Annotated in this window: 13 protein-coding genes; 9 read left to right on the forward strand and 4 right to left on the reverse strand. The window is 35.7% G+C overall.

Annotated features, from left to right (window positions below; translation table 11 throughout):
- Position 1: 1 nt before the first annotated feature.
- The 9 genes from E0F88_RS29995 to E0F88_RS30035 all read left to right on the forward strand — a co-directional run bounded on the left by E0F88_RS29995 (position 2) and on the right by E0F88_RS30035 (position 10757).
- Positions 2 to 5131 (forward strand): helicase-like domain-containing protein, encoded by a 5130-nt coding sequence (locus E0F88_RS29995; protein WP_131962029.1) that lies wholly within the window; start codon positions 2 to 4, stop codon positions 5129 to 5131.
- Positions 5132 to 5287: 156 nt separating this feature from the next.
- Entirely contained in the window at positions 5288 to 5608 is a 321-nt protein-coding gene (locus E0F88_RS30000; RefSeq protein ID WP_131962030.1) for a hypothetical protein, read from the forward strand.
- A 247-nt stretch (positions 5609 to 5855) separates the two neighbouring features.
- Positions 5856 to 6440 (forward strand): GNAT family N-acetyltransferase, encoded by a 585-nt coding sequence (locus E0F88_RS30005; RefSeq protein WP_131962031.1) that lies wholly within the window; start codon positions 5856 to 5858, stop codon positions 6438 to 6440.
- Entirely contained in the window at positions 6427 to 7431 is a 1005-nt protein-coding gene (locus E0F88_RS30010; RefSeq protein ID WP_131962032.1) for a helix-turn-helix transcriptional regulator, read from the forward strand. The genes E0F88_RS30005 and E0F88_RS30010 overlap by 14 nt, the downstream gene beginning before the upstream one ends.
- 188 nt (positions 7432 to 7619) lie before the next feature.
- A complete protein-coding gene (locus tag E0F88_RS30015) occupies positions 7620 to 7895 on the forward strand; it encodes a hypothetical protein (protein WP_131962033.1) in 276 nt (91 codons plus the stop codon).
- Between the two features lie 392 nt (positions 7896 to 8287).
- The gene (locus E0F88_RS30020) at positions 8288 to 8845 is read left to right on the forward strand and encodes a hypothetical protein (protein WP_131962034.1); all 558 of its coding nucleotides are present in this window, start codon (positions 8288 to 8290) and stop codon (positions 8843 to 8845) included.
- 2 nt (positions 8846 to 8847) lie between these two features.
- Positions 8848 to 9219, forward strand: a complete 372-nt coding sequence (locus E0F88_RS30025; protein ID WP_131962035.1) for a hypothetical protein — start codon at positions 8848 to 8850, stop codon at positions 9217 to 9219.
- Positions 9220 to 9807: 588 nt separating this feature from the next.
- On the forward strand, positions 9808 to 10296 hold the full coding sequence (locus tag E0F88_RS30030) for an MbcA/ParS/Xre antitoxin family protein (protein WP_165940185.1): 489 nt from the start codon (positions 9808 to 9810) through the stop codon (positions 10294 to 10296).
- A 5-nt stretch (positions 10297 to 10301) separates the two neighbouring features.
- Positions 10302 to 10757, forward strand: coding sequence for an RES family NAD+ phosphorylase (locus E0F88_RS30035; protein WP_131962037.1), 456 nt, complete (start codon positions 10302 to 10304; stop codon positions 10755 to 10757).
- A 93-nt stretch (positions 10758 to 10850) separates the two neighbouring features.
- On the opposite strand, the gene E0F88_RS30040 is transcribed toward E0F88_RS30035, so the two are convergent.
- From E0F88_RS30040 to E0F88_RS30055, 4 genes are all read right to left on the reverse strand, one after another.
- Complete coding sequence (locus tag E0F88_RS30040) at positions 10851 to 11540, reverse strand: peptide arginase family protein (protein ID WP_131962038.1); 690 nt, start codon at positions 11538 to 11540, stop codon at positions 10851 to 10853.
- Between the two features lie 66 nt (positions 11541 to 11606).
- The gene (locus E0F88_RS30045) at positions 11607 to 12476 is read right to left on the reverse strand and encodes a hypothetical protein (RefSeq protein WP_131962039.1); all 870 of its coding nucleotides are present in this window, start codon (positions 12474 to 12476) and stop codon (positions 11607 to 11609) included.
- Positions 12476 to 13405, reverse strand: coding sequence for an MvdC/MvdD family ATP grasp protein (locus tag E0F88_RS30050; protein ID WP_131962040.1), 930 nt, complete (start codon positions 13403 to 13405; stop codon positions 12476 to 12478). Before E0F88_RS30050 ends, E0F88_RS30045 begins: the two co-directional genes overlap by 1 nt.
- Positions 13402 to 13770, reverse strand: a complete 369-nt coding sequence (locus E0F88_RS30055) for a hypothetical protein (RefSeq protein ID WP_131962041.1) — start codon at positions 13768 to 13770, stop codon at positions 13402 to 13404. Before E0F88_RS30055 ends, E0F88_RS30050 begins: the two co-directional genes overlap by 4 nt.
- Positions 13771 to 13794: the final 24 nt, after the last annotated feature.

Genomic DNA, 13794 nt, shown 5'->3' on the forward strand with positions numbered 1-13794 from the left:
AATGAATAAGTTCGACGTATTAACTAATAATATAGCGGCTTTATCGACTGCTTTTGAATTATCAAAGGAGGGACGCAAAGCAAACTCAGAAGAACGCGAAGTTCTATCTGGTTATTCTGGTTTTGGCTCAATAACAGAGATTTTATTAGATCCGAAAATTGACCAGTTATGGACTGGGAAAAAGCATCGTGTACAACCATACGTTCAGGAAATTCACGATTTAATTGAGCAATACAAACCCAACGAAAAGAAACGATATGTTGATTCTGTTAAGAACAGCGTCTTAACAAGTTTTTATACGCCGGTTCCCATTGTAGATGCCATTTCAAGCGCACTTAAAGACAATCAGGTCAACATTAAATCTGTTCTCGACCCATCCGCAGGGAACGGATTGTTTGTTGATCGTTTGAGAAAAAGCCATTCTCCCAATGATGTTGTCATGTTTGAGAAGGATTTGCTTACTGGTCTTGTACTTTCTGTAAAATCTAATGACAGAACTAGGGTTGAAGGTTTTGAGAATATTGGTGGAAGGTATCAAAATCATTTTGACTTAGTTACTTCCAATATCCCTTTTGGAGCGATATCTGTGTATGATCCTGCTTTTCAGAAGAAAGGGCCGGTTGAAGCACGAGCAGTAAATCAAATTCATAATTATTTCTTTTTGAAATCACTTGAACAAGCTAAGCCAGGTGGATTAGTTGCCTTTATAACGACTAGTAATTTTGCTGATTCGGGATCCAACAGAGAATTTAGGGAAAGTTTATTGCAGCAGGGAAAGCTTGTTTCAGCAATTAGGCTCCCACATAATTTATTTGAATCAGCTGGTACGCAAGTAGGCTCCGATCTAATTGTTGTCCAAAAGCGAAATAGGCCAACTATTGCGTACAGTAGAACGGAAAAAGCTTTTTTGGAAACAACTTCACATGTTTTTAATCTGTCCGATCTTAGTAATGGCAATGATGTTTTATCCAATGATTATTTTGATAGTAATCCCCAAAAGATAATTCATACAAGTAAGGTTGTTGATACTAATCAATATGGAAAACCTGCCTTTATTTACAAGCATGGAGGGAGAATTGAGGAGATTGGTAGCACCTTGAAAGGTATTCTTACAAATGATATTCAAATCAACTTTGATAGTGAGGCATATAGCAAGGTTAGCAAGCTCCCACGCAAAAACTCAGTCTCGACTGGCCAACTTGATCTGTTTGCTCCACAACTTGATCTGTTCGCTCCGTTACCAGAGATCGAAGTAAGAAAAGCTGACCCTTTGCCATTTACCGGCAAGTTGTTCGACCATATAAGTGATGATAGTATTGTATCGCAGGGCGGTAGGATAGGTAAAGTAAGTAAAGACGATAACGGCAATCCCCTGGTTGAAGATTTTCAATTGTCATCAAAGCAAACCAAGCAATGGGAAGCATTAATTGATATTCGTGATGCTTATTTTGGGCTTCTCAGGAGTGAGAGGGATAATCAAATTGAAGATAAAGAGTCGCGTCAGCGATTAAATGAGTCGTATGACCTATTTACTAGCTTTTATGGACCTTTAAAGCATAAGAGCAACATGGACACGATCCTTCTCGACCCTGCCGGTAGAGAGTTGCTCTCATTGGAGAAATTTGATAAGGAAAGAAACGATTATGTAAAAACAGATATCTTCTTTGAACCGGTACACATTGCTTCGGCCAAAATTGATGTTTTTACTCCTAATGAATCGTTAGCTGCATCCCTGAATCTGTTTGGTAGGGTGAATTTTGATTACATGGGTAGTGTCTCAGGACTGGACATCGACCATCTCAAAAAAGAATTAAGTGATAAACTCTATTTTTCGCCGATAGACGATGAATACCAGGTTAAAGATGTTTTAGGCTCAGGAAATATTTTGCAGAAAATAGAGAGCATAAAAGGTCTAGTGAATCACAATGATCCGGAAATTCAAAGGACTTTGGCATTTTTGGATACTGTTAAACCTGAGCCAGTTCCATTTGATTTGTTAGAGTTTAATTTGGGAGAAAGGTGGATTGATCCAAATATCTATTCTCGTTTTGCTACCAACTTTTTTTCTTCTGATGTTGAAGTAAACTACTCTCCGTCAATAGACGATTATGCGATCAAGTCTTTTGGATACAATTCTAAAATAGGCACAGAGTATGCCGTTCAAACGGATCGTCGTACTTACACCGGGATTGATTTGTTCAGATACGCGCTATTGGATAATGTTCCGGACATTACTAAAACTGTTGAAGGTCCAGATGGAAAAGATGTAAAAGTAAGAGATGCTGAAAATGTAAGGCTGGCTTCTCAAAAAATCGATTTGATCCGAAATGGTTTCTCTGATTGGATTCAAAATCTTCCTGAAAAAGACAAGCAGGGTATTGAAAGTACGTATAACAATCTTTTTAACGCTGAAACTAAGCCTAAGTATGATGGGTCCCATATGACCTTCCCTGGCTTAAAACTTCAAAATGTTGGTCTTGAAAAATTATACGATTCTCAAAAAGACACATCTTGGATGTTATTACAGAATGCAGGAGGTATAGTTGATCATGAGGTTGGAACAGGGAAGACCTTGACCATGATCGTAACTGCCTACGAAATGAAGCGTCTAGGTTTAGCGGCTAAACCAATGTTAATTGGCTTAAAAGCTAACGTAGGGGCAATTGCAGATACATTTAGAGCAGTGTATCCTGATGCTAAAATACTATCACCCAATGAAAACGATTTTTCAAAGCCTAACAGGGAGAAATTGTTCAGCTCTATCGCAAATGAAAATTGGGACGCAATCATTTTGACTCATGATCAATTTTCTAAAATCCCACAAAGTTTGAATGTTCAGAGAAGGATTTTAGATAAAGAAGTTGATAATCTTGAAAAGGACTTGGGTGAATTGGAAAAGTCGGGTTTGTCTGTCGGCACTTCAATGATGAAAGGGCTAGAAAAAAGAAAAATTTCCCTTTCGAATAACTTGAACGAAGTTGTAACCCAAATTAAGGAGAAAAAGGACAATGTAATTGATTTTGAGAAAATGGGAATTGATTCCCTAATGGTTGATGAAAGCCATAAATTCAAGAATCTGATGTTTACGACAAGACATGATCGCGTTGCAGGCTTGGGAAATCCTATTGGATCACAAAGGGCGTTAAACATGCTCTTCGCAGTACGCACAATTCAAGAGAAAAGGGGAAGCGATAGTGGCGTTACATTTTTCTCAGGAACACCAATTTCTAATTCTCTGACTGAGTTGTACCTTCTCTTTAAATACTTACGTCCAAAAGAATTAGAACGAAGAAAAATTGAAAATTTTGATTCATGGCTATCTGTTTTTGCTAAGAAAACGACTGACTACGAATTTTCCGTTACCAACCAGCTTATTGAAAAATCAAGGTTTAAGAACTTTATAAAAGTACCGGAACTTGCTTTAATGTATAGTCAGATCACCGACTATCGTACCGCGGAAATGGTAGGTGTTGACAGACCGAAAGCGGCTCATAAATTGGTGAATATGAAACCAACAGAGGATCAAGCAGCTTTTACAGATAAGCTAATCGAATTTGCCCAGACAGGAAATGGTATGTTGTTGGGCAGAGCGCCATTGAGCAAATCCGAGGAAACGGCTAAAATGCTGATTGCTACCAACTATTCAAAAAAGGCAGCATTAGATATGCGCCTTATTAATCCGGATTTTCCTGACCAACCCAACTCCAAGGTAAGTGTATGTGCTGACATCATTTCAAAACATTACAAGGAGTCAAATTCTTATAAGGGAACACAAATGGTATTTTGCGATTTAGGTACTCCTTCGGCCAACTCGAATTTTAATGTATACGATGCGCTGAAAATTAAGCTCATTACTGAATATGGTATCCCTGAAAAGCAGATTCGATTTATTCACGATGCGAACAATGATAAGCAAAGGCAACAAATAATTAAAGAAACTAATGAAGGCTCAATTCGTGTGTTAATCGGCTCAACTGAGAAGTTGGGAACTGGTGTAAATGCACAGCAACGCGTTGTTGCTCTTCATCATTTAGATGTGCCTTGGAAACCAAGTGACTTAGAACAGCGTGTTGGACGTGGATCAAGGGCTGGAAATGAAGTTGCTAAAAATCATTTTGGTAATGAAGTTCAGAATTATGTCTATGCGGTCGAAAAAACACTAGATAACTTCATGTTTAATTTGGTTCAAAATAAGTCATTATTCATATCCCAAATTAAGAACCAGAACATTAATATCCGGCGAATTGATGAAGGTAGTGCCGACGAAAGCAATGGTATGAATTATGCTGAATACGTAGCCCTACTGTCTGGAAACAAGGATTTACTTGAAAAAACCAAAATTGAGAAACAAATAACAGGTTTGGAGGCAGAGAAAAAAATCTTTGGAAAAGATATATCATATCAAAGAGCAGTTTACTTACAAATGGGTGTATCAATGGAGAAAACAGAAGAAAATATTTCCAAAGTTAAAGCCGACCAAAAAGCCGTTATTCGATATGATAAGGATGGTAAACTAATACCTCTTGTCGATATGGACAAAGTGGAAGATTTAGGCCAGCTAATGTTACAAGCTGAAATGACAAACAAGAAGCACGGCACAAAGTTGATTAGCCATATAAAAGGTTTTGATCTTACCTTAGATACTTTTCAAACTTCTATTGTAGATACGGATACAAGCACTCAAAAAATATCGCATCGATGGGAACTGAGATCGTCTAACGACATTGGCTACAAACACAACTCGGGATATCTGCAAAGTGATAAGGTGAAAACAGCAGGGGAGTGGGTAAATAAATCAGTTGCCCCAGAAGTCTTTGAAAAGCTAATTAAGGGAATGGAAGAACGACAAGCCGGTTATATCAAAGATATGGAAATGACAAAAGATGTTTTGTCGAAAACGTGGCCAAAAGAAGGAAAATTGATGGAATTAAAGGATAGTCTGGTAATTATTGAAAAGCGACTGACTGAAAGCCTTAATCCTAATAAGGAAAAGGAGCAATATACCAGTAAGGACAATGGAATGAAAGAGATGGAGACAGAAAAAATTATAGCTTTGATTGGCAAAGCAGATACTCCACCTGGTGATGAAGCACAAAACAAAAATAGATCCGTCATCCGCAGGGGGCTGTAACTTAAAATTTTCATCATCCTGATAATTGGCACAATTGGGAAAAAACTCAACACTATTCAGCTATTACAATATATTGTAATAGCTGAATTTTTTTTATATCTTTATTCTATCAAATCGGTTGACAGGCCGTTAATATAAACCTCTTAAAATTTATTTATGTCAAAAGTATTTAAAACCATCGTCGTCGAGCATCTTGATAAGGAAGAAAACGAAGATGTTGTCAATATCTTGAATCAGATCATTAGTCATGGAATAGTTGGCAGTGGGAGTAAAGCTTTTATGTATGCAGTTCGCCAGTATCCACGTAACACTCAGATTATAGCAAGTCTCAAATCTTCACTGGAACAGACAAAAGCAGAGCTAGAAACTTTTCGGCGAAATGCACGAAAATTCAAAGAGGTGATTGCGTTTGTTTCAAGCCTTGATAGCCAGGATCCTGATAGTTTTCACAGCGCTTCAGAGCTATTAAATAAGTGACAGGCTGTCACTTTAACCACAAATTAACAAATGAGGAAAGATTTTAGCTTCCCTCATTTGTTAGGTAACCGGCAGATCACAATGTAAGTTTTTTAATGGTTCACTTTTTTTAAGTTGGCAGCTTACGATTTTTTATATGCCTATTAGGCAATGAAAATGGACTAAATTGTGACTTTTTTTTCGTTTTTATGTTAAAATACGTCTCAAGACGTATGTCATTATTTCAGAATTAAACATTTATAAAATTATGAAATTAGCTAAGCGTTGTGACAAAAACCTCATTGTAAAAATACTAACTGATTCATTTCAAGACAATAAGAGTATCAATTACCTTATTCCAAATGATTCAAAACGTATAAATAGAATTTCAGAACTAATGGCGTACTCATTCGAAGTTTGTATGGCAAGTGGTAAGGTATTTCTCTCCGATGATGAACAAGCATGCGCATTAGTTTCAGCTCCTGAAAAAAAGAAAACGACACTCTCCGGACTATTCCACGAAGTTCGGCTGGTCCTTCTTGGGATCGGATTAAATAATGCTCTCAAAGCTATGAAACGAGAAAAAGCAATTTCTGCTAATTACCCAGACAGCCCAATTTACTACTTGTGGTTTATAGGTGTAAAACCACAAGCGCAGTCCAAAGGTGTAGGAGGAAAGCTATTAACGGAGATTATTGAAGATGCGAAAGTTGAACATCGCCCAATTTTCTTGGAAACATCTACTTTAAAGAATATTCCTTGGTATGAAAGGTACGGATTGAAAATCTACAAAGAGCTAGATTTTGGATATACTCTATATTTAATCAGTAATAAAACAAATGACAGTATCTAATACAGATATGAATGTGGTAACTGCGACCTTTATAGTTTTCGAAATTATAATGCTATTGTTCCAGTTGCCTATATATTTGGCAAAAAGAGAAAAGATCCGGAAGTATTATTTAATACTTCTCATTCTATTGATAATTAAAAATATTGCGATGGGGTTATTTCCAGACCCAAGAATAAGTTTTATTCCCATTGGCGTTCAATACGGATTAACGTACGGCGCTGGCTTCATCATGGCTTCATATTTCCCGTTTTATTTTTATAAAGCCTATGATATAAGCCAGTTAAAATGGCATGCAACAAGAGGTATTTACTTTTTTTTGCATCTTCCTTTTTTTTTGATAACTGGGATAACATACTTGTTAAAAAAGGATATTGATCAGGCTATTGATAATGGCCTGATCATACCTGCAATTTATGGGATCGTATTAGGTTATGTTCTATTTAACGCTATCCGGGAGAAGTACAGATATGTAGAAAGAAAGGACTATCTACAAATTGTCGGAGTCTATTTTGCAGTAATACCTTATGCAACCCTTGCCTTTTTTGCATACTTTCGAATTGAGCAGGTGAACGAAGCATTATTAACCAATGGTGGATTTGCAATCATTACACTTTTATTTGTGAGGCAATCAATTCGTGATGTACGAAGCGATCTTGAAAGATTAAAAGAAATTGACAAAGCTTTGCCTGATGTTTCATTGGAAGAAAATAAAGCTACACTTATGCCCTTGGAGTTTGCATACAAAGAAGAACCAGTCTTAGTAAATGATTCTTATGATCCAGGTATGAGATTAGAAATGAATATGAATGAATTTGGTCTTACTACAAAGGAGAAAGAAGTAGTCAGGCTCCTAAAATTAGGCTATACTAACGAAGAGATAGGGAATTCACTGAATATTCAAGTAGGTACGGTTAAAAAACATTTGGAAAACACCTTCAAAAAGGTACTTGTTAAAAACAGACTTGAATTGATTCACAAACTAGAAAATTAAATCAAAACTGTACTTTTTTAATCCAATCATGTATTTATTTTATATGGTACGTCTTAAGACGTACCATTTTTATTTAAAAATATTTCGAAAAATATATCAAATTAGACTTTTTTCGTATTGTCATAGAAAATGTTTTCTACCAATTTTGATAAAGTATTTCAGCCACTAATATTTTCTACTTTATACTTATGGAAACTGCAATTCAAACTGCAACGAAACATTTTCGGTCTTTGAACTGTGTAAATACAGTTGATAATAATCGAACTTCTATCCCTTCTCATTCTGTTGAAAGCACCTTATTAAAATTTGGTAGCGATGCTTTTGAGCCAATTATTCTAGATATTAGGGGATCTGGCTCCGAGCTTGTTCCTAAAATGAGACTTCATTTTACGACCAAAGAATGGTTTGGATTAGATTTTAGCTATCGACTATTTATTATGAAAGCTTTTTATGACAACCTTTAAACGCTCAACCAAGTATTGAAGCAACTTGGTTTGTATTCACATGTTTTAATTTCCACTATACATCACAAAGCCGAAATGTAATATTTACTTTTAGGCGAACCATCTATATCCTCTAAATACATCAGATAATTTGTAAGTTAAATTATAATATATTAAATTTATATTTTATAATTTAACTTACTTTTTCATGCTTACATCTTGTGAAATGCCAAATTGTTTCGGGATAAGATATATTGCGAAATTACGCGGATGGGGAGAAGATTTGTGCCAAATTACTTCCATCTTAATAGACAACACTTATCCTAAAACCAGCTATTTTTTTGCTAAACGTATAATGTCCATAGTTAGCCAAATTCAAATATTTTACAACGAGATACTAAAATTAAATAGCCATGTTACTATCGTCTAAGATTATTTTACTAGTGGTCGTCATGCTTTTCATCATTATTGAAATGAGAAAGAAGGATTTTCCTGATGAGATGAGACCTAACATTCAAGACTTGCTTCGGATTGCGAATAGAAACAGTATTCAGATTCAAGAGGTTGACAAGACTGTGGACTTACTGCGTAAGGATTTTGCCTACAGCACTATGCATCTAGAAGATTTTAATGAAGAATACAAGCGATTCTTGAAGCATTTGGATACATATTATAAAGAATCTGCTAAAATACAACAAGTTAGCGAACAGATACAAACTGACATTGCAACATTAAGTAGCCTATTGAAGAATATGGATTTAACAAGAGAAAACTTGCAATGCATAACCAATTCTCATGAAAGAAGCATTGCCCAACTGGTTTCTGGTGCAGAATCTAATCTTAGTGAATGTATTGAGAGGGCTGAAAAATCCATGATCAGGATTCTAAATACTATAAAAGAAAATGCAAGATTGAATGTTAAGAATTATTACACACTTGAAGAATTTGAGCGCGACTTAAACGGAAATTAAATATGAAAACCATTACGTATACACTTATGCTGTTGGCCCTAGCCTTTGTATTAGTCACTGAGCTGTTAAATTTTAAGACATCGATTAAACCTAAACCCGTTGGGCAATTGATTAACAAATTGCCGTCTTCTACTGTTAAATCAGATAGTGTAAAAGCGGCTATTTTAGAAAAAGTCCACATTCCTAAAACAAAATTTAGTGATGAGCAATTTCTATTGGTTTATAAAAATGTTAACGGTGAAGTTTGGAAGATAGAAAACTCGCTACCTTTTTGGGGGGCAGGAGAAAAAAATGATTCCGTATGGGTATACTTCTCCAACGAAAATAGAAGGAACGGATATATTACCTATTTAGATGTTAGACCTATGAAGTAGGAGAGGACATTATAACAGAAGATTAAATCATCTGGAAAACAATCACAAAATTTAAGCAATATGTTCATGAAACAGATATTTAGCTTCCTACTCAGAGTTACACTTACCATGTCGGCGGCGGTTTTGCTCAAACGAATGACGTAACGATTTTCAAGCCAGCAACCCCGGCAAAAACTTTGGTGGTTTCCTATAATGCAGGGCATGCGTTGAGAAGGAAATCGAATCACAACTTGCGCAGGGATGGATCATGAAGGCTATGACAATGTGGAAATTAGAAATGATTGTTGTTTTCGAAAAATACTAGTGGACAATTTGGGTTGTCGGGAATACTACATGTAAGGTTTTTGGAAGTTAACCGACTTGCCCCGGTAGCAGCTGATCGACGTTTGCAAAGTGGATATTATTTCTTCCCAATTGTTCTTTTCCATCGTGCAGAAATCTGACGTTTTGTAGTGCGCAGAAACGGTGGTTTTTGCTAGAATGTTACACGGCTTGCCTGCTGCCATATATATTCAAATGGTGGAAGTTGCACTTTCTTTGCATTTTCAGTGTTTTTCTTGTAGATTGTGTCACATATGTGTCAGTAAGATGGGAACGAAAACAAAAGTTACGGTTGAAGGCTTGGATGATGATACGGCTATCGAACTTGAAGTTAAAGCCAATGGGATTGAAGTAAGCCACTTCAGATTGATCACGCCTGTCCGGAACAGAAAAGCGCTGATAGGTGCTCTTCGGCAAATGGAGAAAGCTAACTCGAAATATGTGATAGAAGTACAAACAAAGGGTATTGGTGTAAGTCTTACAGCGCATCTAGATCCTAAACGCTCGGTTCAAATCCGTGAAATACCTTTGGGAAGTAGAAAAATAACTGTTAGTGCAAAAGTTGATAAAGAGGTCGATTACTTGTGGGATAGTGAGGGTGCTAATAGAATATTTAGAAGTAAAGATGATTTCATAAGCTGGCTGAAGCGGCCACATGTTGCTCTTCAAGGTCAGATACCTTTAAATGTCCTTAAAACTGATAGGGATGCAGTAGGTGCCTTAATTATTAGGCTTATTCATGGCATATTGGCATAAAGTAAATGCACGTTTTTAGAATCTCTGAAAGTCAATTCATTAACGATTTATCTGGTTATGGTGCTTCTCTACGTGGTGGGAGGTGGAACGATGTAGGGACACATGCTCTCTATACTGGTAGCAGTGTTGCATTAAGTGCCTGGGAAGTTCGAGTATACTTAGATAATACCTTCTTACCCAGAGATGATTTTTATTCTATTGCTTTCATATCTATACCGATTGATAGTATAAAAGAAGTTGTATTTTCTAATGACAATTGGAAGATTGATGGACAAATTACAAGAGAAATCGGTGAAGAGTGGATTGACGAAGGAAAATATCTCTGCTTAAAAGTACCGTCTGCAATTATCCCATACGAATATAACATCATCATTAATCCGGCCCATTCACTTATAAATCAGGTATCAATAGTTAGAGTTGAAAACTTTATCTTCGATCCTCGCACTTTTAATATCCTCTAATTCATTACTAGGTCATTGATTTTTTGTGAAACCTATTTTTCACTAGGATTTCCATGAATTCATCTCTACATCTCGACCAACTTGATCAATATATTAAATATCGATTTTAAGATTCAATGGTTTTAATATTCTGTTTGCCATGTTTACTGATTTATCCCACGAGCCACAACATTCGGGACTTAGTGCAATAGTAATTATGTCAAATTTATCTTTGTTTTTCAAAAGCCATCCCGAAAAATATTCCACCAATTCTGCGCTAAACAATTCAAAATCTGAACGATAATCTTGTTTAAAAAAGTAGTCAATATCTAGATTCAAAATTTTGCTATTTTCATATTTAGCCCAAGGCGTCGAATCTAAATCCCATATATTAATTTCCTTAAATTTTAGGCCATCAGGTAGTGATAAATCACCCTTTCCCTGAGTAATTGATATAAATTCATTTATTAGATTGGGATATTTATCGCAAAATAAATGAATATAGTTGTCCCAACTAAAGTACTTATAACCTGACTCATGCTCGAAATTTGAAATTTCATTTATTGAAATATTCGTTAAATCAATATCACCATATATAAAATTCCCTGGTGGCGAGTACCCTAGGTCATAATGGGCATCTATGTGAACAACGGTTATATTATTATCTTTCGGCAATTTATCCCAACACCAAATAGCGGCTAAATGGTTGTCCATAATGTATATGTTGTCAGTATGGGCAAAGTAATTGAGATTTTCAGTCATTGATGTTTGTCTACCGCTATTGATTAAAACTTTAAGTTCCATTAATGATTAAATGAATTAAAAATGTAATTGATTGTATACTAGGTTTATATTTTTTTATAAGGATGACTACTTATGAAGCAGAGCCTTAAAACTTTTTAATTCAAAACGAATACTGTCAAACTCATCTTTGTTCTGTTCAAATGTCTCCCGAATACGTTGATCATTCAATGAATCATTATGTATAAATATGATGGATTGTTGTTGGGTTAACCTAGATTCCGCATTTAAAAGTCTAATATTTAAACTATTGATGAATCTATCATATTCTTTTTCCTTTTCATCAGGTTTTTCAACAAACATCAACGATACAGTGATTAATCCTGTCAATAAACCAGAAAGCATAAATCCTGAAACAAACCATCGATTTGCATAAATAAGAATATCAGCCTTTTTGTTGTTAACCTTTTGGTTCTCTCGATGTTGATAAATCAAATCCTTCACTCGTTTTGCCAATATATCTTCACTTGTTACACCTGAATCGATCACCGATGCAACACTTGTTTTCTTATATCTAAATTTATTGATTCCAAATATCTGGGTTGCAAATAAAATAGAAGCAACATAGGCTGAGAATGCTAGAACAAAAATGATCAAGACAATTATCTTTATACCTAAGCTTTGTGAATTTAATGTATCATTAAAAAATGGAGCAATAACAGCTGTTATGGAAAACACTAATCCTGCCTGAGTAATTACATTACCTATTTTTGTCTCAATAGAGCTATGCCTTGTCTCTTCATCACTAACAAGCTCTTTGATTGTTATAAGATGTTGCTCGGAGATATCCTTTTGATATATATATTGCAATCTTAAATCTTCCAAGTCTGATTCTCTGCTGCCGGGGAGTGGCTGAAAGCTAGGCGGAGCTGGACTTGTTTGCTTTATAAATATTCCATAGAAACCATAAAAATTGGCGACTTTCTCTAGCTTATTCATTAATCTTCGCATTTTTTGAAAAAGTCAATAATTGAATCAGAAATTGGTAATCCCGTATCCATCTCGATCCAAGCCCATTGACCGTTTGGGTTGATTTCAAGAAATACATATTCCCCTTCGGGAGTTTCGATTAAGTCAATGGCTCCAAATGAAAGGTTTAGGGCTTTTACAATCTCAATACATTTATTTTGAAGCATTTGAGGTAAATTATATGAAGTAAAAGGGAGTCTTTCTCTTCTCCAATCAACCTTGGTCGTCTCACTTTGTTGGGAATCAACACTTGCCGCAAAGACCGCATCATTTATCACTGTTACTCTGATCTCGCATTTTTTTTCTACGTATTTCTGATATATACTTGGCAGCGGCATTGATTCCAACAACTCTTCTAGTTCTACTTTTGAAATTTTTGTTGTGTAGATTAGTTGGCTGCCATTTTTAAACTCAAATCGGTTATTGTAGATCGGCTTTATGATAAGCTGCCCTTCACATTCCTCAAAAAAGTTATTTATCTCATTAACATTAGTCGAAATCAGTGTTGGAGGGATAATAAAACCTATTTGTCGAGCGGTTTTTAGTTGTAGGAATTTGTTTTCAGCACGATAAACGGAATCTGGCTCACTTATCCACCGGGCATCTATGGTATTCCATAAGTTTCTCTGAAACCATTTCAACTCAGATAAATAATAAGCTTGTACATACGGGTCGATACGTTCGAGTTCAGGAAGCTTGGTTCGTCTAAACCAGACAACGGAGAACTTATCTTGCCCATCAATTACTGGTGCAAAGTTTGACTTACTTGATAAACTAATCTCAGTATGTATGCTGATATCTTCACAGTTAAGTCTATAATAAGGAATATCTCTTTCGTTGAGCTTCTGGATAAGAAAGTCGGCCGTAAAGTCAAATTTATGGGTAACGACAAGGATCATAGATCTTGATCCGTATCCGTAACCTCTGTACCACTTTCTGTTAGAGTTGCTGTATCTAATAAAGACAAAATATCAACTCGGGTATTTCTATCTTGATCAGAATCAGACACCTCCCCAAAGGATCGAGTCCCTGTTGAAGTATCCAATAATTGTTTCACGTTAAAATCTTTGTCAGAGTCAGAAGACTCGAAACCAGTTTTAGTCAAAGTCTCAGTATCCAAGCCAGCCATACCAATAGCGGGCATGCCAGTAGCCTTAATAACATTTAGATTTTTAGTATAGGAATATTCGATCGTGGAATAATCCAGACCCTCACTTAAAACTTCTGTCCCAAAATTTAAAATAAATGGCTTTATTCTTTTCATTTTTATAAAGGATTATACCAACTT

It is taken from the genome of Dyadobacter psychrotolerans (assembly GCF_004349265.1).
Taxonomy (GTDB): Bacteria; Bacteroidota; Bacteroidia; order Cytophagales; family Spirosomataceae; genus Dyadobacter; species Dyadobacter psychrotolerans.